Annotated in this window: 22 protein-coding genes and 1 pseudogene; 5 read left to right on the top strand and 18 right to left on the bottom strand. The window is 52.7% G+C overall.

Annotated elements, in window-relative coordinates; genetic code table 11:
• Positions 1-821 (bottom strand): hypothetical protein (locus tag AV929_RS00890; protein ID WP_064287128.1); only part of this gene is annotated, 821 nt, incomplete at its 3' end.
• Positions 822-1,201: 380 nt separating this feature from the next.
• Between AV929_RS00890 and AV929_RS00885 the strand changes: the two genes are divergently transcribed.
• The gene (locus tag AV929_RS00885) at positions 1,202-1,432 is read left to right on the top strand and encodes a hypothetical protein (RefSeq protein ID WP_064287127.1); all 231 of its coding nucleotides are present in this window, start codon (positions 1,202-1,204) and stop codon (positions 1,430-1,432) included.
• A gap of 38 nt (positions 1,433-1,470) precedes the next feature.
• Here AV929_RS00885 and AV929_RS00880 read toward each other — a convergent pair whose 3' ends face one another.
• From AV929_RS00880 to AV929_RS00860, 5 genes are all read right to left on the bottom strand, one after another.
• Positions 1,471-1,794, bottom strand: coding sequence for a hypothetical protein (locus AV929_RS00880; RefSeq protein WP_064287126.1), 324 nt, complete (start codon positions 1,792-1,794; stop codon positions 1,471-1,473).
• The gene (locus AV929_RS00875) at positions 1,794-2,456 is read right to left on the bottom strand and encodes a hypothetical protein (RefSeq protein ID WP_064287125.1); all 663 of its coding nucleotides are present in this window, start codon (positions 2,454-2,456) and stop codon (positions 1,794-1,796) included. Before AV929_RS00875 ends, AV929_RS00880 begins: the two co-directional genes overlap by 1 nt.
• A 496-nt stretch (positions 2,457-2,952) precedes the next feature.
• Positions 2,953-3,738, bottom strand: a complete 786-nt coding sequence (locus tag AV929_RS00870; protein ID WP_064287124.1) for a hypothetical protein — start codon at positions 3,736-3,738, stop codon at positions 2,953-2,955.
• On the bottom strand, positions 3,738-4,754 hold the full coding sequence (locus AV929_RS00865; protein ID WP_064287123.1) for a response regulator: 1,017 nt from the start codon (positions 4,752-4,754) through the stop codon (positions 3,738-3,740). Before AV929_RS00865 ends, AV929_RS00870 begins: the two co-directional genes overlap by 1 nt.
• Positions 4,747-7,143 (bottom strand): sensor histidine kinase, encoded by a 2,397-nt coding sequence (locus AV929_RS00860; RefSeq protein ID WP_064287122.1) that lies wholly within the window; start codon positions 7,141-7,143, stop codon positions 4,747-4,749. The genes AV929_RS00865 and AV929_RS00860 overlap by 8 nt, the downstream gene beginning before the upstream one ends.
• A 57-nt stretch (positions 7,144-7,200) precedes the next feature.
• Between AV929_RS00860 and AV929_RS00855 the strand changes: the two genes are divergently transcribed.
• Positions 7,201-7,932, top strand: a complete 732-nt coding sequence (locus AV929_RS00855; protein WP_230458810.1) for a M48 family metallopeptidase — start codon at positions 7,201-7,203, stop codon at positions 7,930-7,932.
• Between the two features lie 122 nt (positions 7,933-8,054).
• Positions 8,055-10,424: a class I SAM-dependent DNA methyltransferase gene (locus tag AV929_RS00850; protein ID WP_080510007.1), complete on the top strand. Its 2,370-nt coding sequence runs from the start codon at positions 8,055-8,057 to the stop codon at positions 10,422-10,424.
• Positions 10,425-10,749: 325 nt separating this feature from the next.
• Here AV929_RS00850 and AV929_RS00845 read toward each other — a convergent pair whose 3' ends face one another.
• From AV929_RS00845 to AV929_RS00835, 3 genes are all read right to left on the bottom strand, one after another.
• A complete protein-coding gene (locus AV929_RS00845) occupies positions 10,750-11,742 on the bottom strand; it encodes a hypothetical protein (RefSeq protein ID WP_064287121.1) in 993 nt (330 codons plus the stop codon).
• 152 nt (positions 11,743-11,894) lie between these two features.
• A complete protein-coding gene (locus AV929_RS00840; protein ID WP_064287120.1) occupies positions 11,895-12,719 on the bottom strand; it encodes a hypothetical protein in 825 nt (274 codons plus the stop codon).
• Positions 12,720-12,776: 57 nt separating this feature from the next.
• Positions 12,777-13,055, bottom strand: coding sequence for a hypothetical protein (locus AV929_RS00835; protein WP_064287119.1), 279 nt, complete (start codon positions 13,053-13,055; stop codon positions 12,777-12,779).
• Between the two features lie 121 nt (positions 13,056-13,176).
• Between AV929_RS00835 and AV929_RS00830 the strand changes: the two genes are divergently transcribed.
• A complete protein-coding gene (locus AV929_RS00830) occupies positions 13,177-13,395 on the top strand; it encodes a helix-turn-helix transcriptional regulator (protein WP_080510006.1) in 219 nt (72 codons plus the stop codon).
• 16 nt (positions 13,396-13,411) lie between these two features.
• Here the strand turns inward: AV929_RS00830 and AV929_RS00825 are convergent.
• The 3 genes and pseudogenes from AV929_RS00825 to AV929_RS00815 all read right to left on the bottom strand — a co-directional run.
• Positions 13,412-14,200, bottom strand: a pseudogene (locus AV929_RS00825) (IS1595 family transposase); the annotation flags it as partial.
• A gap of 366 nt (positions 14,201-14,566) precedes the next feature.
• Positions 14,567-14,962, bottom strand: a complete 396-nt coding sequence (locus AV929_RS00820; protein ID WP_080510005.1) for a hypothetical protein — start codon at positions 14,960-14,962, stop codon at positions 14,567-14,569.
• On the bottom strand, positions 14,959-15,831 hold the full coding sequence (locus AV929_RS00815) for a ParA family protein (protein ID WP_064287118.1): 873 nt from the start codon (positions 15,829-15,831) through the stop codon (positions 14,959-14,961). Before AV929_RS00815 ends, AV929_RS00820 begins: the two co-directional genes overlap by 4 nt.
• Positions 15,832-16,170: 339 nt before the next feature.
• Here AV929_RS00815 and AV929_RS00810 point away from each other — a divergent pair, with 339 nt between their 5' ends.
• Complete coding sequence (locus tag AV929_RS00810; protein ID WP_064287117.1) at positions 16,171-17,193, top strand: site-specific integrase; 1,023 nt, start codon at positions 16,171-16,173, stop codon at positions 17,191-17,193.
• 145 nt (positions 17,194-17,338) lie between these two features.
• On the opposite strand, the gene AV929_RS00805 is transcribed toward AV929_RS00810, so the two are convergent.
• From AV929_RS00805 to AV929_RS00785, 6 genes are all read right to left on the bottom strand, one after another.
• A complete protein-coding gene (locus AV929_RS00805) occupies positions 17,339-18,535 on the bottom strand; it encodes a Cdc6/Cdc18 family protein (RefSeq protein ID WP_064287116.1) in 1,197 nt (398 codons plus the stop codon).
• A 710-nt stretch (positions 18,536-19,245) separates the two neighbouring features.
• Positions 19,246-19,572 (bottom strand): PadR family transcriptional regulator, encoded by a 327-nt coding sequence (locus tag AV929_RS21130; protein ID WP_230458809.1) that lies wholly within the window; start codon positions 19,570-19,572, stop codon positions 19,246-19,248.
• A gap of 128 nt (positions 19,573-19,700) precedes the next feature.
• A complete protein-coding gene (locus tag AV929_RS00800) occupies positions 19,701-19,976 on the bottom strand; it encodes a hypothetical protein (protein ID WP_064287115.1) in 276 nt (91 codons plus the stop codon).
• A gap of 63 nt (positions 19,977-20,039) precedes the next feature.
• The gene (locus AV929_RS00795; RefSeq protein WP_064287114.1) at positions 20,040-20,864 is read right to left on the bottom strand and encodes an N-6 DNA methylase; all 825 of its coding nucleotides are present in this window, start codon (positions 20,862-20,864) and stop codon (positions 20,040-20,042) included.
• Between the two features lie 57 nt (positions 20,865-20,921).
• Complete coding sequence (locus AV929_RS00790; RefSeq protein ID WP_008313478.1) at positions 20,922-21,194, bottom strand: helix-turn-helix transcriptional regulator; 273 nt, start codon at positions 21,192-21,194, stop codon at positions 20,922-20,924.
• Between the two features lie 53 nt (positions 21,195-21,247).
• Entirely contained in the window at positions 21,248-21,688 is a 441-nt protein-coding gene (locus tag AV929_RS00785) for a hypothetical protein (protein WP_064287113.1), read from the bottom strand.
• Positions 21,689-21,850 lie beyond the last annotated feature (162 nt).

The following is a 21,850-nucleotide window of genomic DNA, read 5'->3' as shown; positions in this document are numbered from 1 at the left end:
GTCCAGATCATGCGGTCAAGGTGTGGGTGGCACTCGAAGCCATCCAGTCCGTGAGATTCGTGTCCCGTCACGGCGCCACACTGGCAGCAGTAGAATCCGATACCGATTATCTCCGGTTCGGCTCTTGCCTGATGGCGCTGCACAACGCCGGGAACAAGCCAGTACGTCCCATCGTCTTCTCGGAACTCATCCGTGAGGCGCTGGAACTCCGAGCGGTCGGTGACCGGCGACCCGTCCTCGAGATAGATCCGTGGCTGGACGTCGTCCCCATCCCCGTCCCAGTTGGTCTGTTCGTCGGCTGTCTCCAAGAGCGCCTGTCCGGGTTTCTCGTCGATCGTGGTTTCGGTTGGCAGGTCGGGCCAGCCCTTCGTGAGAGTGGCGGCTGGCTCGGTTCCAAATGCTGCTCGACACTTCACGGTTCCATGGGAGACATCCTCGCCGCTCGCGATGCTATCAGACACGGAGAAGGCCGCAGCGCCGAGGGCTCGTGCATGGAAGTCAGTGTTCGCTTCGACGAGTGCCAGAATAACCCGACCGAACGTCCACTCCCCAAGTGGGCTGCTATCCTGATCGTCGGAAGGAATCTCTGAGATACCGGTTTGAGCGCAGAACGGACACTGGCGTTCATCCCGTGGAATATCCTGCCCACAGGTCGTACAGGTACGAGTCTCATCCTCTGTACGGTCGGGATACTTGGTGGATTCGAGGACTCGTTCCTGTCCGTTCCCTCTCGTTTCAGGATCGGAACTCGCTGCGCCGAGGATATCAGCGGGATCGTACTCAGGATTTCGGTCAGTCACACGCTTGGTTGCGTTCGTCATGGTACTTAAACCTCCACCCATGGAGGTGGGACAAAACAGATCGATACAGGTGAGTGTAAACGTCAACGGGTGAGACAGGCTGAGGGCTTCGGCTTCGTTCAGAAAGCCTCGGTTCCCGTGGGAGCGCTTCGATCTCTTGAATCGCGTGACCGAAAGGCGAGTCACTTGCTCTACTTATCCTCCAGCGCAACTTCCTCGCGTGCCAGTATCTTGACCCCCTCACGAATCCCCTCTGTGAGGACAGTTCAGCCCATATCCGTGAGTTCGTAGTACGAATATGTCTTCTTCAGTACCCGTGTTCGGGTCCCGTCGATTCCTGTCTCCACCTTTGTGATCCGCCAGCCGAACGTTTATGCCGCTGATACGGAAAATACGACACAATGGCCGGTTCGACGCGCGACGGAAATATCAACGAGGACGAGATTCGGATGTGGCCCGAGGGTGATTGCTGGGTAATCACTCACATCGAAACCGGCGTCACCACGCAAGGCGACACCCGTCAAGAAGCCCTGGAGATGCTCAACGACGCGGTCGCGCTCCACAAGGGCGAAACCGGCCACGAACCCACCGACGAGGAACTCCGAGAGATGGGTATCGACCACAACGCGTAGCGACTCTGCGTCGCTTTTCAGACTCACAAGCCCACCACTCACTGAAATCCCTCCAGCGAAAGCGTCGTGGTGCCGCGAAGATAGCGGCGGTAATCAGTCTGGTCCCACCCAAGCGGGCGAAGCACACTCTCACCGGCCCGAAGCGCCAGCGTCCGGTAGAACTCGGTATCGTACTCGCTAAGAGACTCGTGAGCTAACTGGACCCACTCCTTCGAGCGGCGGTCGTCGTCGACGATGACATACTCCACATCCTGACCGGGGTGGCGCGGGAGTCCCTGGTCCTTCGCTCGCTGGAGGGCGGCGACGGTCTGTGTTCGCTGGTCGTAGTCCTCGACCGCCTTGGAGACGCGCTTCCGAATCACTAGGTCCTGTGGGTGACGTTGCCCGCTTCCAACGTCTGGATACCGCGATATAACCGCTCACAGACGGCCTCTGGCGACCGCTTACGATCAAGTGTCCAAATGAGGTCCCGCTGGAGTGCCTCGATGAACGTCGGGGTACTCCGCTGGACCGCCTCGATACCTTTCGTTACGAGTTCATCTGTGCCAGCCACGCGACCGAAGTATTTCGTGAGCGCCCCAGCCTCGGAATCACTGAGGGGAACGAAACAGATCCAGTCGTATCGATCCTCCAGCTCCAGCGGGATAGACTCCCACTCCGAAATGCGGGCACACAGCTCCGGGATGGCCGTCTGTTCCTCCCCGTCGACGGGCTGGACCCAGAGACTATCGACGATCCCGTGAACGACCCGCCAGCCGCCCGCTTCAAGCACCTCTTTGGCGTTCAGTAGAATCTCTTCGAGCCACTCTGGCAGTGCCGGGTCGACCAGCAGGTCGTCGACACTGTCGGTCGTCGTGAGCAATTCGGCCCTAGCTTCCTCGTCAATGCCGAACTCCCAGCGCTCCTCGCGTTCGACCTCGATGCGACTGCTGTACTCGGGGTCGCTGTGGTAAATGTACGTCTTTGTCTTTTTCCCCTCAATCGTTTCGTGCTCGACCCTGTCGGGTGTCTGTGTACGCGGCATACTTGCGGCCACGAAGTAGTATGTAAAAGGACTGGGCGCGGGTGATCGGAAATAGATTTCACTGACATTCTGGAGATAGAAATACGTATCGTACCGATAAAACACCCAATAATAGCCGATGAACGGAAGATGACTGGAAGTGAACGGAAGCGCCGCAGTCTGGCGAACCTGGAATGAACGGTTTCGGCGATTATCCTATCGTGACACAAATGGCGTGCTGAATAGAGAAGATTCGTCCAGCACAGAGATTGCGTTATTTTCGCCAACCGAATACTGAATTAGTCGATGAAATATGCCTGCGTACTGATCGGAACGATCCTGAATCGGTACCGTAGACGGTACTAGACTTCTCTGAGTAGATGTTTCACCGCTACTGCGACAACGGTTACACCTATCTCGCGTGAAGCAGTAGGCTTAGCAGAGTTTTGCTCGGGCTCATCGCTTCTTCAACAAAAGAGCAGCTCGGAAAGTCGCAGTACGGTAATGGTAGGTTGATTCACTCGTTCTCAATGTAAGAAGCGAATGTCTCGGATCCGGGTCCGACATCATACCAGTCGCTGATTGTGGAATGATATGGCTCCCAGAGTTGGCGTTCAGCTCTACGTACTCTGTTACCCCACTCGCTCTGTATCATCTGACTGAGCGTTTGATACTGCTTTGCAAGCATATGGAGTATCAGAATCGGATCCATCGGCGGATGAGGTAGCCGAGGTTTATCTAACGGACTTGAGCAATAATGGGGATTTGCGTGCTGAAGATGCCCTGTGTCAAACTTCCCCCCATTCTGAAGATGTGAGACCGGCTTCCTCTCATCCTCATTGTCCCCCATATCAATATCAAAGTGATATCGACGAGCGACTCGGTAATCGAACTCTGCGGCCTCAGCACTCCAACAGCAAGGGGCTCCAAGGTGCCTATTCGTATCTCTACCACGCGCTTCTGTGTCCTCCTGGGCCAACAATGTGAGATTGAGAGAGTACTCCTCAAAATTCCCCTCGGAAACAGATATCTTCCCCCCAATAATGGCCTTCCCCATGTTCTCGTCAAAATCCCGTGCCTCTCCTGTATCAAAGTCCTCTCCGCCAATATCTAACACCCAGTTCGGGGAGAGATTAAGAGCCCAGTCACTAGATTCCTGACTCCTCATGTTGAAATAAGCAGTTGTGACATATTCGCAATTTCGCTCAAAAGCCCCCGATTCAAAATTTCGGAGGAAATCAAGTTCGGACAGCAGATGCTCATATAGCTGGTTGGCCTGAGGGAGTAGGTCATCAAAAGACACTATTGCGCGCCCTCATCCACCAATCGATAATCTTCAAATTTTCCCTCCCGAGAGTGATGTACATTGCTACAGATGAGATGTACGGGGAATCTAGCATCTTTACCCTCTGTTTGAGCAGCGACCGTTTCCGGGTATTTATCCCTGCATACTCTACAATATGCGATACTATCCTCAGGTACATCCAGTATCTTTGTAGCAGTCCGGCAGATCTCTCCAACCGGCGCATCACGGTCTTGGTTCAACTCAACAACGGCCCCAATCATTTCGGAAGACCACCAACGCTCTCCAGACCAGTGTGAAAAAATCCCATCATAGGTGAATTCTCCATAGGATGTGTCATATAGTTCTTCAAGATAGTCGTCGAAGACATCCACCTCTAATCCGAGCTTTGTAGCAGTCCAAATTTTATTCCAAAGTGGCCCGGGGGTCTCGCGGAATCGGTGACATACCCATTCCATAAACGCAAGCTTGTTCCCACCCTTCATTGTTGGATCTTCTTTCAATCCAGAATTGAACTCTCTTGGAATAACAGCTTCTACCTCCTGCCTAGCGGCCTCTGGAGGATTCAGAGTTTCGATCAGAGATTCAAACCCCTCACCCCTAACTGATTCCAGGGCCTCATAATCAGATAGATCGTTAACCAGTTTGGTAGCTCTTTCCACACCCACTAAATCACTGACTTCACATGTCCACTGGAAATGGCTCTTGCTTACGGGCTGTTGAAGTTCATCAATCGCCTCCCCACTAAAGGCATATATGGGGACTTGAGGAAGGTTCTCTCTGACTGTGCCGGCCATTGTGAGCCCTTTCCCGGTATAACCGCCGTTCTGATGTAGCACCCAATCAATCAAAACGAGATCTGCATCTGGCTGGTTGTTTGATTGAAGCGCCTCTGTAGCATCCTCTGGATTAGAGAATTCAACAGAGAGGGGATCTGCTTGCTCCTCTAAAACGTTGGCAAAATTTTTCTCTCGATTATCTCGGTCGTCAATCCACCAGACAGTATAATCACTCATTCAGCGTAACCTCCACACACGTTGTCCAGTCTTCCGCCTCCACAAACTCAGCGTGCCCATCGTGTTTCTGAGCAATATTCCTAACAATGCTAAGTCCAAGTCCACTTCCCTTCCCAAGATGCTCAGATAGTTCTTCAGGCATTTGCTCTGAAAGCCCCTCGTACATGTTCTCAGCCGGGTCAGAGACCAACGGCTCGAATGCGGCATTCTTCTGATCGTCCGGAATACCAACCCCGTCGTCATATACTCTGATACGAACTCCATCATCGGTCGAGCTTCCTTGGACGAAAATACCTTTGCCGGTATCAGAAGTGGTTCCAACGGCTTTGATACTATTTGTCACCAGATTCACAATAACTGAATAGAGTTCTGACTCATACATCGGCGGAGTACGAAGCAACTCGGGGATGTCAGTAGAGATGCTCACGTCGTAGTAATTACCGATGTACTCAACTGCGTCCGTAACATCCGTTACGGTATCTGCGACGTTTTGTGGCGAGATTTCTTTCTGTGTACCAGTCTCCATGAAGATGCCAAAGAGTTCCATCTGGTCTTCGAATCGCCCTTGCATATCTCGAAGATCATCAATGACATCTGAGAATCTCGTCCGTTGCTCTTCAGGCAAATCGTCGATGACTGCTTCAATGCGCGAAGCACTGCTTTCCAAGTTACTGACCATAGACCGAAGCTCATGGGAGAAAGAGAAGACGACCTGATTGACAGAGAAAGCAGACCTAAAGAAGTCAATTTCCTGTTCCTTTCTGTCAATCGAGTTCCTAATAACCTTAGTGGCAGTTTCAACTGCTTCGTCAGAGACTTGCTTATCCTCCTCTGGCATCGCCTCAGTCGCTGTATCTGCTACCCCCTCCAGAAGATCAATCGCTTTGTCTACGGTTTCATCTGATCTATCTTCCTCTCCAATACCCGAATCATCCGTTTCAGGCTCCTCACCCTTCAGGTCACCCAATTGTGTTTGGCTCTCCGATTCTGCTTCGCCCCCCGATTCTGTTTCACTATCGGAGCCATCATCTTCTCCGGTTTCCTCAAGGAACTTCTCAGTCTCCTTCTGTAACTCCTCTTGAGCCTTTCTAGCTTTATAGTGGCTATATTGGAGGGTCATCCACTCGATACTTAGGACGACAATCTCTTTCAGCTGCTGTATCAGGTCATTGTCGAGGAAATCCTCACGATTGGACGCCATTTTCAGCTCTGCAGAAGAACTGATCATTACACGTCCGATCAGGTTCCGGTTGTTTGGTAGTGACAATAGAGTGTTTTCGAATTCTGTGTGAAACTCAAGTGTGTCGGAAAGTTCTTCAAATCTATCATCCGGCTTTCGGTCCTTGTTGATTGTCCTCCTTTCATCAATTCCTAACCAGTCGTCATCTGGTCCTCCATATGAGAATACCCGGAACCCACCCTTGTACACTCTAACACCGCTTTGATCCTCAGCAATCTCCTTAGCACGTCCCAAGCTTAGCGTTTGAGAATCACGGTAATGTTCCTTTGTGTCTAGAGGAATGTAGGATACTTTGAATTCTGTTCCAGCAAGGCTATCTACAGGGTGGTTGAAGGAATATGTTCGATTACCGATCAACTTCGCATCTAGCGAGAGAGACACCTCTCCATTCTCGGATAGAGTACCCTCTAGACAGCCCCAACTGGCATCGTGAACCTGCTCTGAAAGTGCACCTTCCCCATCCTCAAATTCTGGGGCATCAAATCGGATCTCGAAGCCCGGGTCTGGTTCATACTCTGGGCCCCTGTTTGTCGGCTGGACAACCGCAAGTGTCGAAACATTTCGTCGAAGAGTATTGAAATCCTGTTGATTCCACTTGTCTTGGAGATCACGTAGTCCGATAGTTGTCCCCGTCTCCGCTTTCCCATCTACAGGAAGCCGTTCAACAGTTGGGGAGAATGTGACTTCGTCGATTTCTTGATTACTCTCGTACTCTCTCCAAGGAATTGTCAAAGATGTCCTCTCGTACTCGTTATCGGCTTCGATATACGCTGTAGTAGTAAGCTCCAACACATGAGCTAATCGGCGGCAAGCAAACCGACCGATCCCTTTTGACCCTGCTCTCTCTCGTCCAAATTTCTCCGACTTCGGATTTTCCCTCTTATCTGTCGTTGCGATCCGCATAAAGTCATCACGGACCTCAGCGAGAGACATTCCGGTCCCATCGTCACGGATTCGGATCTTACTGTCTGTTGTATCGTCTGCTCTCGCATCTACGAACTCAAGGACAACCTCAGTCGCGTCAGCGTCATACGCGTTCTTGATAAGCTCGCTAACGGCGACGTGATTTCGGGTGACGAGATTCTCTCCTAGTTCCTCTAATAGCCGGCTGTCAATGGTGAATGAAACATCATCTGGAGAGCTACTCATTGACTACAGGATACGGTGGTAAGTTTAAAAGCACTTGGGGAATTGCCTATCACTATCGTGAGCGCCGAACGAGAGATTCTGGAGCTTCAATCCGGGGATCGGATACCATACTCTGTCCAGCAGCGGAACGTGAAGAACCCGAAGCTAACGCTCAATCCAGACGGCTCTCTCTCTGTTACAGTTTCTTCAGATGCCTCTGGTCGGGAAATCGTTGCGAAAAATACCAGTTGGATTTCAGAGAAGTTCGATGAGCAAAAGGAGTCCGTAAAATGTGTCACTGAGCAATACGGTGATGTTACGTCTGGCTTCGTTTTCTGGGGGAAGAAATATGATTTGGAAAGACGGACCGGTTCTTATGAAATTCACATTGAGGGGAGCACGGTAAGAGTACAGACGCCACAGTCCGGTGACCACCTGCGCTTTCTTCTTAACCAGGCGAGGGAAGCGGTCCGTGAGGCGGTTACTACGATCGCGGACTCGATATGTGCAACCCACAATCTAATTGTTGAGCAGATAACGATCCGCAATCAGCAAACGAAGTGGGCAAGTTGCTCGTCTGGCCACACGCTCAATTTCAACCTCCGGTCCGCGTTCCTTCCCTTTGACCACCTTCGCTACTTGGTCGCTCACGAAGTTGTACATACAAGGCACCCGGAGCATTCGGAGGCGTTCTGGGATCTTGTGGAGTCGATGGTCCCAGAGTATGATCGATATCGAAGTGAGCTACAGATGTTCTGGTATGCGCTCCACCGGAACGAGGACTGGCAAAAGCTACTAGAAAAAGCGTAGATGTCTATAGATAAATCAGACCACTGTTGCCATCTTTGGATCTCAGCCACCACCCACGACTTTCTGATTGCTAATAACGGCGTTCCAAAAGCCCCAATATACCCGACCATATTTATTGGCGTATGTCGATAAGGCGGGAACTAAGAGAGGGCCCCCACAGAATCGAATACCCTCTCGTCGATTTTTTCAACACCGTCTCTGATTTCGGCCGTGCTGAAACATCGCACATCTCGTCTGAACTCAGTTGTTCGTACCCGACAGCATATAAGAAACTTCGATGCCTCTCGGAACTCGGAGTAATTCAGTGTAGTGAGGGTAGTAACCCTCTGGAGTGGTTTCTGAGTGTAGAACACACCGGAGCAGAAGAGCCGAAGTTGGACAAACTTACAAGGGGGAAACTGGCAGCTTTGATCCTCGAATCCATCGATGATACGGCACAGCAGCTCATAGATTCTTCTTCGCTTATTCAAGATCCCCCTCACTCAGTTCGACAGTGGCTTGACGACAGAGGAATGGATGCATCCGAATCATCCGCGGAGGTGATCTCCCGTGCTGCCGTATTCGATTTCTATCTGAAGAGCACGCTACACTCCCTGTACGTTCCGGAGGTTGAAGAGCTCGAACCTCTAGATGTCGATGCCGATCATGCCCGAGAGTTCGAAACTGCGAGGAACCTCACCGGCAACGAAGGTTTCTCGCCCACTCCACCGAGCCAGTTAGCAGCAGAAATCCCAGAGAGTGCACAGCGCCAGATTCTATCGCTTCGGAGCGCTCTTCGTGCCTACGATCAGCCAGCCACTGTCCTCAGCACCGTCTATGAGTGTCTCTTCACACAGAACGCCCGTCGGGAACTGGGGCAATTTGCTACCCCCAATAGAATCAGCACGCTCCTAGCAGAGTGGGCCGTCTCGGAAGACTCTGCTACTGTCTTGGACCCTGGCGTAGGTGCCGGTATGCTCTCATCTGCAGTAGTCCGTGAGAAAACAGAGAGAGGAGACCCTACCCCCATTCAGGACATCAAGGCCATCGACATCGATGGTCTGTCCGTCTCGATGGCTGCAGTTTCGCTGAAGTCAATCGATGGAGCCGGGAGCCCGGAACTGAGTATTGAAGATTTCCTCGACCTGAAGGCATACGAATGGACCAGTGAGGGAAGAGACCAATCTGACCCCGTCGACGCCGTGGTTTCGAATCCTCCCTACTCTCGGTCACAGCTACTCACGGAAGATGAAAAGGAGGCGGTAAACACGCAAATATCTAGGGAAGCAGGGATCGAACTCCATGGTAAGTCGCCACTGTATGTGTACTTCCTCATCCATGCATCGCAGTTCGTTAAGCCGGGTGGAAAGCTAGGGTTCGTCATCCCGTCCGGATTCATGCAGACTGACTTCGGGGTGGGGTTCAAGCAATATCTCAAAGAGGAGTTCCAGATTGAGGCCGTAGTAAATCTCGATGATCAAGAGGGGACGTTTGAGGGCGTAAAGACGACGGTGAGTCTGCTGCTCTTGACAAAAAAGACCCCACAGCAGAATCACGATGTTACGTTCATCAACCTCCCTGAATGGCCAGATTACGAGTCACTGACTGAACTCCTTGATGAGGACTTCGAGGACTCAGATGGTCCGGAGGGGTATCGGGTAGATATTGCACAGCGACTACTCTCCCCTGAAGAAAAGTGGCTGCACTACTTCGCGCCAACGGACACTGAGGAAATTACCGGTGTAAGCGAGTTTAGCGATATTGCGACGATCAAGCGTGGGATTGCCACGGGGAATAACCAGATCTTCTGCCTCACCAAGGATGATATTGAGAACCACAAGCTTCCGAAGAAATACCTCTGGCCCATAATCCGAACAGCGAAAGACATTCCTGGATACGAGATCACTAGCGAAGACTGGTTATCATGGCACAGCAAGGGAAGAGATGTCTGGCTACTGTACTGCTATGACAATGAGAGGGAGAAGGTCCAAGATCCAGAAGGGGTCGCAGCATATCTGGATTACTGCGAAAAAGAATACGACACTGACCGGAAGCTCTTGGACCAGCGAAATCCCTGGTACTGTGTCGATGAACGCGAGCCTGCACCGATACTAGCGAAGTATATGAGCCGAACAGGGTCTCAGTTCATCCACAACAAGGCGGGTCTGAGGACGCTGAATAATATGCACAATATCGTCCCCGACTTCGAGGAGAGCGAGGAACAGGTGAAAGCGCTGCTTGCCTACCTGAACAGCAATATCGTCAAACAAGAAATCAGCAAAGTGAGCCGATCATACAGTGGTCTAGAGAAAATCGAACTTGGTGCGCTAAAATCCTCGCCAGTGATTGATCCTCGAGACTTAGCGGCAGACACCGTTCAGGAACTTGCTACGCTGTTCGATGAGTTGGAGACTGCAGAACGTGGCGATGGGGATCTTTCTGAACCTATCGGGAAGATTGATGAGATACTTATGGATATTCTGGACATCTCTGTTAAACCGTCCGAAGAGTAGAGGCAGGTACTGTTCCTCAAAACGGCGATGATGTCGTATATCCCAGAGGGATGATCACACCGATGGACGTGTTAGTGGTAGACATTTGTTTTTGATTCCTCCACCGTGTCTGGAGCCACAAACCGGAGGAGATCATATATCGTCAATTTGCACGCCGTAGCTCTGTTGGAATCCTCTTTTTTAGAGAGTAATTCACGCGAATATACTACACACTACTGGACTGTACTGAGCAATCACCATCTTGGTAAACCGTGCTCGACCGGTTGCGACATTCGCGCCCTGCACTGACCACAGGATACCGTTGGCACAGACAGCTGATGAGCGCTTATTCGGTCGCTGAAGACGTGTGATAGGACGCCCCGGAATCAAACGAGGTCAACTCCTCGATGCGGTCTTCGAGTTCCGCAATCTCGTCTTGGAGCTGCTGGACTTCCGCATTATCACCATCGCTGGCGACAAGGCGATCTTTCAGTCCCTGAAGCCGGGTCTCTTTGGTTTCCTCGTCAACATCGGCTTTGCGGACGTACTCTGTACTCTCGATGTCGTACAGATCCGTCTCGGATAGTTCAGTCACCTCAAGAGCATCGTCCACCTTGTCTCGATCAACGCTCGTCACGCGCTCACGGTCAATCCCAGCGGCCTCCAGTGCGTTCAGCACAGTCTCCTCGTCTTTGAGCGAGCGTTGACGGCGTGCGGTCCGCTGGACGGAGCCAAACTGCCCACTGACTGGCTGGTCGTGATGGAGCCGACTCAGGATGACATCAGCGACCTCTTTCCGAAGGTCGTTGGCACTCCGCTGGACATCCGACAGCATCGTGTACAGGTCCACGAGCGTATCCGTCTCGATATCCCCAAACGTTTCGGCGTCGTGGCGCTCAAGCGCGTCGGTCAATAGAAGTGCGTCGCTGTACACTTGCAGATCCGGTTCAGTGCGCTCGGTGTCCTCATCCCCATCACCGGTCGTAGCGATCTGTGTCGTGGTTTCGAGGTTGCTTTGTCGGATGATGCCGACATCTTCGTCAATCTCTATTCGTGGATGAAGCGACCAGACCGTAGCGAAGGGTTCGGCATCGGGTGGCAATCGGTCAAGAGCGAACTCCTGATTTGGTTCGTCATGCACCCGCCGAAACAGCGTCTCGAACTGCTTGCGCTGGAGTGGCCGAGTCTCATCCTTTTCGACGTAGTCGACGATGATTCGGTGTTCCTGTGTCTCACTGATCCGGAACGGCGTATGCGAGAGCGGCGTCACCAGCACTGCATCAGATGGGAGTTCATCAGCCTCCTCCAACAGCGTATGCCAGTTGACACTGAACGACATATTCGATCCAGCACTGCCATCATCAAATGACTACTGCTCACGCGTGCACACACCACCGTTTCCGGTGAAAAACCACCAGACGGAAGTAGTGTTTACACTCGAAACACGGTGTGGTTAGTCTGCGATTTGACCGTACTGACCGCTGGAGTAACTTACACTTCGAGTTGCTCCATCTGCTCGACCTCGAAGGTCAGCAGATGCGACCGGAGTTGGGCGTAGGCCCCGTCACCGTCAGTCGTGACACAGTGCCGATTTGGCCTTGCCTCGCGAGGATTCCCATCGTTCTCGTCCCACGCTTCCAGCGTGAACTCAAGCGCCTCCAACTCGCTGTCAGCGCCTTCAAAGACGGCCGCGACCGACGGCGTCCCATGGTTGTCAGCGACGTAGGCCACTTCAACGGCGTCGTGGCCGGCGTCAAGTCTCTGCCAGCCATCGAGTTCTTCCGGTGGCTCCTCAGCGAACTGTTCGATCTTGCGCTGAGTCAGTTCGGCTTCTGCGGCGTCGCGCCATGCTTGCTTGATGTCCTCGGCTTGGGACCGCTCGATCTCCTGAAGGACGTCACTGTCGATACAGTCGGCGGCCCACGCAAGCACGGTCTTGGCTTTCTTGTGCTTCTGTTCGGGTTCGCCGTCCAGTTGTCCGAAATTCATCTCTTGGGGAGCCATCAAGAGCACTGACGACCGCCAGTAGCCGGGGTCAGCATCGCATTCCTCGTCAGCATTTGGAGCCCACGACTCCATCGAGGTCCGGACTTCTTCGTGGTGCCCGAAGCCGGTTCGGACGCCGCCGGCGCGCAGGATTCGTTCTGTGAGGTCGATGGTTCGCTCGCGCTCATCAGCGGGCACTTCATCGGGGCGGTCAACGTCGGCGTAGAACGGTAAGCCGACTTTGCTGATGATCGTCTCTTTGTAGTTTGGGATCAGCAGCGGTTCATCGACGAAGATCGGGTCGAACGGTGGTTCGGTTGTCGGCAACATACTGGAAAGCCTCCAGCCATTGAGGCGACACAAAATCGCCCTGCGGCGGAGTCTGGTCTATAGGTACTGGTCGGCGGTGTCGCCGTGGTTCGCTTCCAGGGCTTCCCAGTCCGCCATCGCGTCGTACTCTGGTCGAACCTCGCCGTCCGAGAGCATATCGTCGACGAAGGCTTGGACTTGTTTGTCGACGGGCGCGTTCTGCAGGTCGTGCTCCCGAGCGACAAACTGGATACCACAGAACGCGCGTCCGTCTGCTGCGAGCTGCCAGAGTAGGAGCTTCCGGTTCTGGTAGGTTGCGAATTCGGTCAGCAATGCGTCGTCTGGTGGGTTGGACATCGTGTGGAGTCTCCGACTGTGAGGGCTGCACAAAACGGACATTGTGAGTAAGGCAAAGGGCCGGTACAGTGCTTCAGGAGGCTACCAAGGCGGGTTCAGATGAGTGCGAATAAATAAGATTATGACTCTCGGACGTGGCGTTTGGTTTGACAGGATGTACGATGTGAATAGTTTCAAACGTGATATGCTAGTCGTGATCGCAGGCATGGACGATCCGATGGGGACAGAACTCACCGCCGAACTGCAGGAATACTATGCTGAGGAGATCACAGTCGGACGTGTGTATCCGCAACTGGACGAAATGGCTGAGAAAGGGCTTATCAAGAACGCTCTTGGGTAAGCGATTGTTGGTGGCGTCATAGCGCTGTTTCAAGGATGGTTTTGAGCGCTTCGTCGCCGGGTTTTCGGCGGACGCGTTTTCGAAGCTGTAATGCTCTGAGATAGGGTGTGAGTTTGTCTTTCGAGACACCTCGATGAGGCGAGAGCCACCGTCGCGCCAGCGACGCGTGGCTCTCGCACGTGTTGACGTGCACGTCTCCATCAGCGTATTCACCCTCTCCGTGGACGACGTACTGGCGGTCGAATGCGTCGTCCTCGTCGAGTGGCTCGTACGCTCGAAAGCCGTCAGTATAGACTGTCAACGACTCCTCTTTGCGGTCGTCAAGCAGGAGTCGAATCGTTGACTCACCGGCGGCTTTCGCCGGATGAACGTACGTTTCTCCCCTGCCGCGGTCAGCGAGGATGAACACGGGCGGCTTGTCTTCGTAATAGGTTCCACGACCGCGCGTGGACAGGCCACGCGAGCGCGACCAGCCGTCGCGCTCGCGGCCCTTCTTCCCTGCGTTGACGTACAGCTCGTCGATTTCGACTGGCCCTTCGAGTTGTGGCCGAGGCGCGTCCAGCGCCCGCAGGAAGCGCTGGACGCGCCGGTAGACCGTCTTGTACGAAACGGCGAGTTCTGCATCGAGTTGCCGAATACTCGTGTTCAGCCGGATATACGTGTAGACGGCGAGATACCACTTCCTGAGCGGTATCGTTGAGTGTTCGAAGACCGTGCCGGTCTTGTCGTTGAACGTCCGGCCGCAATCCTTACACAGATACCGTTGAAACACCCGATAGCTGCCGTGCCGAATCGCTGATTCGGCACNNCCAGCTACTGCTCCAACTTACCAACAATCCGCTACAGAAGAGCGTATCAAGAAAATGGATAAGAACGGACGAGGAAACAAGTATCGACTGACAAGGCGTGGCGTGCGAGACCTCCAAGGCCATCGAGAGTGGGAAAATCAGTATCTGGCTCCGATTGACGAGCTTTCTGTGTAGTGATCTTGAAAGAGTGTAGATCGGAATTTTCCAGAGAATTGGTTACGTGACCGAGGTTAGTGATAATTTTCAAGAAGCGGTTACACGACTTCAACCCTGAGTCTCAAGCTATAGGCTAAAACTATAGGTTTTTGCTATAGGGTTTAGGTATAGGACAATTCCATTGGCTACAGCTGTACTAACAGGGACTAGATGGTGGTCGTCCGGCGATCTTCAACGGCTTGCTTGAGGTCATCCATGACATCGTCAGTACCCTCTTGAAGCCCTACACGGACGGCTAGTCGAATAATAGCGCTTCGGCTTTCGTCTGTGAGGCCCGACTCTCCGTCGTACGCCTCACGTAATTGATTAAATATATCGTCCATTCGATCATCCTCCTCAAGTGCCTGAAGGACAGCTGCAAGTGTCGGGTCATATGCAGTAACTGTCTCAGAGAGGTCCCCAGCTTCGGCTGAGTCAAGCGCGTCAACAAGGACATCAACGAAAGAGGCCTGATTTTGGGGATCATCGCGATCTAAGCGGTTTCCGGTTGATTCCTCTTCTCGCAGCTCATCTAATCTCTCATCAATATCGTTATCTGTCATTGGCTCTCTCCAAGTCGGTAGTACAGTTCTTCAGCGTTTGCAAGGAATGCATCACGCGCATCTTTGCCAGTCTTTAGAAGGCTATCTTCATTGAGATCAAACAACGTTTGACCCGCTTCAGTGACGGTCCGAATTTGCTGTGAGTCAACGACAAATTCTGGAGCCACGAGATCCGCGAACTCTTTCTCGAAGCGTTCCAGGAGGTCAGCATGAAGCGTAGTCCGCCTGTCAAACAGATTCGGAATGAGCATTCTTAGTCGTACGTCTTGCCCGTAGTTCGAGCGGATCTGTTCAAGATCATCTTCAAGGGAGCGCGCTTGCTTAAGCTCGAAACTACCCATACTGACTGGTGTCACAACGTTCTGAGCGGCCCAAAGGCCATTATAAGTGATATTGTTAGCGAGTCCTGGCATATCCAGTAGAACTACATCCCATCGGTTGACTGGCTCCACAAACTCGTCTAAGAATGTTTGAAGTCGATTATACCGTTCGTCAACGTTGTCAATGTTGCCTAGGTCTGCATCCAGTCCATCGAGATCTGGGTGCGCCGGAATAAGATCAATACCGGCGTTAGTCTGGTAGACCAGTCGGTCAACTGCCTCCTCGTCTCCGACCATGTCTGCCACGTCGCTCCACCGACTTCCCATCGTTGTCGCAACATTTGGGAAGTCGTCCTCATTCTCAATGTCAGTCTGGACCTCTTCAAGAATGCCAAGTGCATCAGCGCAGTCTCCCTGCTTCCCGGCTAAGTCAACTACAAGCACACTATAACCGAGGTCATTGAGTGCAGCGCCCAGATGAACCGCACTTGTTGTTTTTCCAGTACCTCCCTTATCAAGGTATAGTGCTGCACGGCGTGTCTTAGCCATTACTACCACCCTGTAACTGTACCATATAGGTATACCCTATAGGTTCATGCTATATAAATTATAGTCAGACATGGAATTATCTTCGACTCATCGTAACCGCTGAGACCCCTGAATTCTCACGAACTAGCCGGCCTATCTTAGAGTCCTAAAATTATGTTGTTTCTTAGAGGTCAGAATTTGAGCGAGATTGATATAGCTACATACACTTTACCAAACACAGAAGTACCGAATTTCCACTACCAGAGTGCCTGAAACGCCGATATTCGGGTTCGCGGATTAGGTTTGTATTATAATATTAAGCACCACCAGTTTTACCCGGATCGCCGCTGTACGGGAAGCATGGATCGGCTTCCGCCTGCATACGACGCTACTCCCGGGGGTGATGCCCTCGAAGCAGCCATCGAGAAACGACTAGTCGATATCGACTCCGGTCGCTACCGAACGAACGTCGCCAGCGTCCTACGGAAGTTCGCAGCTTGGTCCCGGGACCAGCACGGTATCTCCAGTCCCGAGGATATCGACGACGACCTTTGTCGGCAGTACGCTCGTGACCTGGCCCGGGCCGACGACAGAGACGATATCTCACCAGAAACAGCCCGACGCTACTTCGCCTACGTCCGCTCGTTTCTGACGTGGGCCGTCTACGAGAGTCTGATTCCGACGAACCCAGCCAAGACTAACCACGCCGAAGGCCCGCTGCCAACCGATGAGACCGAAACAGACCAGCAGTACTGGACGGCACGGGACCGCGACGCCATCTGTGCCACTGCGACCGCCCGCGTCGACGACGCCGGCGAAAGCGATGACGTCGACCGCACGGCGGCCTACCGCGACCAAGCACTCGTCTTCCTCCTCGCCTACTCCGGTGCGCGTAGTGCAGAACTGGTCGCTGTTTCTGATGATGAAGAACGGAACGGCCTGCGGTGGCGTCACGTCGATCTCGACGCCGGCACGATGCAAGTATTCGGCAAGAACCGCACCCGCGAGTCTGCGCCGATCCTCGACGATGCTATCCGTCCACTCCGGCGCTGGAAGCAACTTCGAGAGCCCGACAAGAATGAAGCTGTGTTTCCCAGACTCGACAACGCGGCAAAAGCACTTGACCCGACGCCGTCGATCACAACCCAGTCGGCTCGGGACATCCTCGCCAAACTCTGCGAGTGGTCCGACTACGACTTTGATGAACCGCTGAAACCCCACGGCGCTCGCCGTGGCCTCGGGCGAGAAATCTATCGCGAGAATCCACAGCTGGCACAAGACGTACTCCGGCACAAGTCTATCGAGACGACCCACAAAGGCTACGCACAGGAGGCCGCAAAGCGGACACGCGATGAAGCGAACGATATCATTGGAAAGCAGTGAAATATACAGCTACTGCAAAGGGTGCTGAGTAGTTCGGACTCTGGAGTGCGATCCGTGCCTGTCACCCCAGATCACAATTACGGGTTCAGTCACATTCGCGATTTTCACTCGTGGTCAAGGCGAATAGAGCTTGGCATCGGGCGATTTACGCTGACTTGCACGCTTTAATCACAACTTCAGGGTCGTCAACAAGTTGGTTTACTGTGTGTGCGCCCTTGCCCTTTCCCCGCCCTTTGCGCTCCTGCTCAACGAGCGAGAGAAACGCAAGTTCGGAGAGTAGATCCCGAACACGTCGCACTTTCAGTGGATCAACTCCATTGCTCTCACACAGGCGTTCATACACCGAATAGACGCTTTTCGTTGGGATTGGAGGATTCTTACCTGGCGTATCCTGTACTTGTAACGCAAGCGACTGTAACAGGTATTTTGAGTGTTCTGGCTGCTTGGCAATGAGCTCAGAAAGTCTAGCCTGCTCCTCACGGTCATGCGCCTCATCAACATATTCGATTTTTACTGTATCATCGTCGTGTTCGTCGGCAATCTCCCCAGCATATCGGAGGATATCGATTGCCTTGCGCGCGTCTCCATGTTCCTTCGCCGCGAGGGCTGCTACTTTCGGGATAACATCTTCATCTAGAACACCCTCACGAAAAGCATCGGAACGAGATTTGAGGATCTCCCGGAGCTGGTTCGCATCATACGGTGGGAAAACGAAGTCTCGTTCCGACAGGCTTGATTTGACTCGTTCATTGAGAGAGTCTTTGTAACGGATTTTGTTACTGATACCAATCACACCAAGAGTACTTTCTGTCACCTTGCCTGCTTCGGCAGCGCGTGACAGTTGCATTAGAACGTTGTCACCTTCTAATTTATCTATTTCGTCAAGAATAATGATTCCAACATCCAGCCGTGCATCAAGAATATCCCAGAGACGGCGGTAATAGTCCGAGGTACTCACCCCAGTATGTGGAACTGTTATTTCTGTCTCTTCTGGGCTATTGAGTGCTTGAGCAATTGTGCGGACTGTCTGTGTCTCAGTTGATTCTTGGAAACAGTCCACGTATGCGACGCCGATTTTGACACCGTTGTCGGCGGCCGCCTCAGTGAGATCGCGAGTTATATACTTTGAACACAGGCTTTTGCCCGTACCCGTTTTTCCGTAAACCAATACGTTGTTCGGGGTGTCTCCCCGCTGGGCGTCTTTGATAGCATTAGCGAGCTTTCGAAGTTCAGTGTCGCGTCCGATTATCCGGTCACTCTCCGGAAGGTGGCTCACTCTGAGGAGTTCCTTGTCAGCAAAGATTGGATCTGGATTGCCGAAGAACGACTCAGACTCATTCATACCAACACAATCTCATGGACCTCATATTAATATTGTCCACCACCTTGCCGCTGTAAAACAGGTAAGATTGGTATGCTATATTTGGAAAGTCGTATATCAGTCGCTCAGTTCCCATCTATTGGTGATATCCTACTCCAGGATACTGTATGAATTTAGAAGGTAGTAGTACTCCCACACCCCGTGTTGCCGCTGTAACAGTTGAGATGAGTTTCCAGATGAAAGCGGGCACATAATGAGTGATAGCATACCGACACGCTATCTACACGCGCTTGAACAGACCCTGTGTAGAAGAGTGAAAACCGGTATTTCACGCTACCGACGCTAAAGCGTCGTTATTTTAGTACGCAAAAGCGTGGTACGGTACCAAACAGCATAGATCATAATAAAACTGATGATGCCTGTCCTAATTCAGTGGCTACGCGGAGTTATCAACTTGATATGGTAACACGCTGTGGCTGCTTTGCCTATTCACTTACAGCGGCAATGAGGGGTGTACAAACATGACCTCGCATAAAAATAAGAGACAGGCAACTGTTCTCGATTGTTTACAGCGGCAACGAGGGGTGCGACTGCAGACTAGTCTAATACTAGCGTGTCATAGAGTACGTCACACACCCTCTCCCTCCTTGCGATCACCGCGGATGATTTCGCCGTCTGGAAAGTCTTCCAATCTGGTGCCACACTCTGTAAATTACCCCTTGTGACCCTGTTCATCGTATTTTGAGACGACCGCGTGAAGCACGTTCTCGATCTCGACTGCGGCGTGGCCATTCAGAGTCGGATNNCCACTCGTTTCGAGCAGCTATCTCTCGTTCGCCACGTCGCGTGACTGAGTAGATGTTGGTCCGTCTGTCTTTTTGTGCCTTCTCAATGAGCCCTTTATCAGCAAGTGTGTCAAGGCTCGGGTACAGCCTCCCATGATGGATTTCTCCCTCATAGTATTCCTCCATCTCCTCTTTGATTGCGAGGCCATGTGGGCCGTCTAGACCGTACACCACATACAGCAGGTCACGTTGAAAACTGGTGAGGTCAAACATTTCAGGACAGCTAACAACTTTGCGCCATTAAGTTTACTGAAATTGACCAAAATCCAAACGCATTAATGGCTACTTTGAGGGATAGAACCGGTCTCGAAAACGGCTGAAATCTGATGGTAAACTAGCTATTAATCCTCGTCTTCCTCGCCTGCCTCGTCTGCCTCGGGCTGAACATCCCGAAGCCGACCACTGATCTCCTGGTCGTACTCTTCTATGAGCTTGTAGAACTCCACAATCGTCTCCTCGGCAGTCTCACCCTTCGATTTGATCGTCACTCTGTCTTGATCGCGAGTGTCAGTGCCTCGATCCAACCGTGCTTCCATACTGCACCCAAAGTCCGTTCGTTCGACCTTTTCGACTGAGTCTGGAGCCGCATCCGGCTCTGTGTCTGATTCTTCTGACATGGTTTTCCTCGGGACGCTCTCACTGGACCGCCCCGCACCCGACTGGGGCACACAAAACAGCCGTCAATCGCTGCCCTCGAACGCACCCAGACTAGCCTGCTCACTTGGGACAGACGTCGCAACAGGAGATGCTTGGTCTTCCGCGCCCGTGTCTGTCCCCTGCGTTGGACTGGACCGGTTCTCCTCCTCGGCCGTGTTCTCGAAGGTGTCGGTCACCCACTCGCGAAGCTCCTCAACTTCCTCGTCGTCGAGTTCGCGAACACTCCCGCCCAGCGAAGAGTACGACGTCTGCCACGCTCGCTGGAACTCGACAGTGAGTGAGTCGCCTTGGATAGCGTAGGCGTCCAGATTCAGGAAACAGCAGTTCAGCGCCGTCATTCGGGCACACAGTGGGTCCTTGTCTTGCCCGACAAACAGCGCGTCTGGCTGCTTTCGACCGGCGACCAGTAGCATCCGACCGCTCCCACAGGCCGGGTCACAAACTGTCTGCCGGTCGTTGGTATCACTCTCGTCTACGACGCCGGCGATCTCGGCCATCGTCTCGCAAACAGAGTGAGGTGTGAAGTGCTGGCCGAACTCATCGCTGGACAGTCCGTATTCCTCGTAGACAGCACCCAGAACGTCAGCGTCGGTGGCCGCCATCCGTTCTTGGAGCTGGCCGAACGCCTTGGCGAAGAGGTCGACCGAGCGCTGTCCGTCTGGATGGGCCATGTCACCGCGTTCGCGATAGTTGTCGACGATCTCCAGATACGGATCGTCTCGGTCCTGCAGTGCGAACAGCATGAGGTTGACCCAGTCTCGGAAGACCGTGTGCGCGCTGTGCCCGCGCTGGCGGATTTCCTCAAGCGTTTCAACAATCTCGTCGACGTCGATCTGTGGCGAAGCCATGCTCTCTCAGCCACCAGAGAGGCACAAAATCTGGCCTGCCGACAGTCGTGAATCTGGTCAGTTGTAGTACTTATTCTCCCAGTCGCACCGGGCTTGAATCTCTCGACGCCCACGATTGGTGATTATGTAGCCATTCGTCCGTCCGTCTTTCTTCCCTTTCTCGACGAGACCTTTGTCGATGAGTGTATCCAGATTTGGATAAAGTCGGCCGTAATGAATCTTCTTCTCGTAATATTCTTCAATTTCGTCTTTGATTGCGACACCAGCGGGTTTGGATTTCCCAGCAACTACGAACAATAAGTCTCGTTGAAATGCTGTCAGGTCGTGCATATTCGCGGTTACAATATTACATATATGAGCATATTGGTATGAGATCGCCGTTTTCACTTCACGTCGTACAGGTTTTCAACCCCCCGTCGGTAGTAGTCCTGGTTGGAGTCTGGAACTGGATCGGCCTCCTCCGGGTGCTTTGCGATGATGCTGGCGAACTGCTTGGGCGGCTTCCAACTGTCATCAATTTCGCGGGCCTCCAACTCTTTCAGGACTGCATACTCACCGTCGGCGGTAACGTACAGGACACGAAGCCCCGGCTTCTCGCTCAGCGGGCCTCTGAGTGGCTTCCCTGTTCGTGTATTGACCAGCCATTCCAGCAAGAGCCCAGCCCGACACTGGATTGCGTACAGATGCACTTCGTTCTCCTTGGGAGATTCTGTGCGCCCGTTGTCGGCCCACGATTGGGGCAGCGACCGATTCTCCGTCTCATCTTTCCAGCGCCACTTCAACTTTTTCGGCCCGGTAGTCCCTCGTCGGTATCCACTACTCATTGTTGGATTCTCTCAGCCACTAGAGAAACACAAAATCCGCTCTGTATCGCCTCTATAGCAACTGTTTTGCTGTTTGAGAATATACGTATTAGTACGAGGACTCATCATGAAAACAGCCGAGCATCCGTCTTTAGCTAAGAGAAGAACCGCGTGACAGCAGCG

Origin of the sequence: Haloarcula sp. K1 (assembly GCF_001647155.1) — an archaeon.
Lineage (GTDB): Archaea > Halobacteriota > Halobacteria > Halobacteriales > Haloarculaceae > Haloarcula > Haloarcula hispanica.
This window is presented reverse-complemented; position numbering and strand designations above follow the sequence as displayed.